The following is a 1,913-nucleotide window of genomic DNA, read 5'->3' on the forward strand; positions in this document are numbered from 1 at the left end:
TCCATCCGCTGGGCATCGGCGGCAAGGAAGACCCCGTGCGCCTGGTGTTCGACGCCGATGCCTCCCCGGGGGTCGTCGTCGCCCTGTCCGACATGCGGGACAGGTTCCGCCTGGTGGCGAACGCCGTGGACGTGGTTCCCCTGGACCAGCCCCTGCCCAACCTTCCCGTGGCCCGCGCCCTGTGGCAGCCCAAGCCTGACTTTGCCACCTCCGCGGCAGCCTGGCTCACCGCGGGCGCAGCCCACCACACTGTACTGTCCACGCAGGTGGGAATGGATGTCTTCGAGGACTTCGCGGAAATCGCCAAAACCGAACTGCTCACCATCGACGAGGACACCACCATCCGGCAGTTCAAGAAAGACCTGAACTGGAACGCCGCCTACTACAAGCTCGCCGGCGGCCTATAAACGGTAGTTAGATTGCGTCCTGACCCGTTCAGGTAGGCTGCTCCGGGAGTTTTTAGTAGGACGCCAGGACTATGTGCGCCGTAGGTAGGACAAAGCGGGCTCCTCCCCGAGTGAACGGGAGGAGCCCGCTTTCATTTACAGGCTGCCGCGAGCCCTCACCGGCCCGGCCACGTCATGCACATCGGAGAAGGAGTGGCGGAAATGCCGCACTAGTCAGAATCGCGTCCGAAGCAAGAAAACCAAATCAGTACAATCACCTCGCGCTTTGGCCCCTGGCCTAGGTAGTGCAGAAAGATACCCACAACCCTAAATTGCGCCAAACGCAGTAGCTAGGCCAGGAAATAAGTACTCCAAGAACCCGGTCCTACGGCACAGGGAGCAGCACCGCCAAAAGCTGTCTTCGCGGCTGATAGCTCCTGGGAGCACTTGAGGCCCTACCTCAATTCCACCCTATTCAAGGGCCTACTGGTGGGACCAGCGGCCGGGGAGGCGCAGCTCGCCTCAGCCGTATACCTTCGCCGCTGACACCTTTTTGCGCAGTACGGCCGCGACCTGCCCAAGGCGCCCGGGCAACGGGTACCTCATTGTCACGAAGATCCTCACAAATGGGCTCCGCGCCTCCCGGCCGCAAGGCTAACAACGGTGTGCACATTGTTGCTTGTTGCTTTCCGGGACCCAGCAAGAGGCACGCCACAGTGAACCGCTCCCGGAACTCGGACCAATTTTCCTTGAAACTCTCGTTGCTCCAAGGCTGGAAACGGGTACCTCGGAGGTCCAGCCCGTTCAGAACCGGCTTCCCTGTTCCCGCCCATACGCTTGAAACCACAGGGACGCCGCAACCCTCAAAGATTGCGGCGTCCCTATGGTCTTTGCCAACTAGCGCGGCCCAAGTCAAGTGCGACCACTTCGGTTAGCGGTTCTGGGAAAGCAACTCCCCGTCGCCGGCCTTCACGCTGTCCCCGCCGGGAGCTTCGTCAACGCGGCCAGCCGGCGTGCGCGGGAGCCCCGCGGCAAGGCGTTCGGCCTCTTCGCCGCCCACGGCTTCGCCGCGGGCCACCATTCCGGCCGTGTCCGAGAGCGGAATCTGCTTAAGGGTGATGGCCAGCAGCAGGGCAACGGCGATGAAGGGGAGGAGGTACCAGAAGACCGGGGCAAGGGAGTCTGCGTAGGCGCTCACCACGGCATCACGCAACTGCTGCGGGAGCTGGCTGAGCGCGTGCGGGTCCAGGGTACTGGTGGACTGGGCAGCCTGGTCTGCCGACGCGCCTGCACCGGTGAAGGCGCTGGTGAGGGACTCGGAGAGGCGGTTGGTGAAAATGGCACCGAAGACTGCAACGCCCATGGCGGCGCCCACCTCGCGGAAGTAGTTGTTGGTGCTGGTGGCGGTGCCGATCTGGTCCGCGGGGACGGAGTTCTGCACCACTAGGACCACTACCTGCATGATCAGGCCCAGGCCGGCTCCGAAGATGAACAGCTGGACGCAGATGACCCAGATGGGCGTACTGG

At 63.3% G+C, this 1,913-nt stretch carries 2 pseudogenes; one reads left to right on the forward strand and one right to left on the reverse strand.

The features are described from left to right. Nucleotides 1–407 (forward strand): annotated as a pseudogene (locus M8J71_RS22865) (L-arabinose isomerase); the annotation flags it as partial. Between the two features lie 910 nt (nucleotides 408–1,317). On the opposite strand, the pseudogene M8J71_RS22870 reads toward M8J71_RS22865, so the two are convergent. Next, nucleotides 1,318–1,913, reverse strand: a pseudogene (locus tag M8J71_RS22870) (MFS transporter); the annotation flags it as partial.

It is taken from the genome of Pseudarthrobacter sp. R1 (assembly GCF_024494415.1).
Lineage (GTDB): Bacteria > Actinomycetota > Actinomycetes > Actinomycetales > Micrococcaceae > Arthrobacter.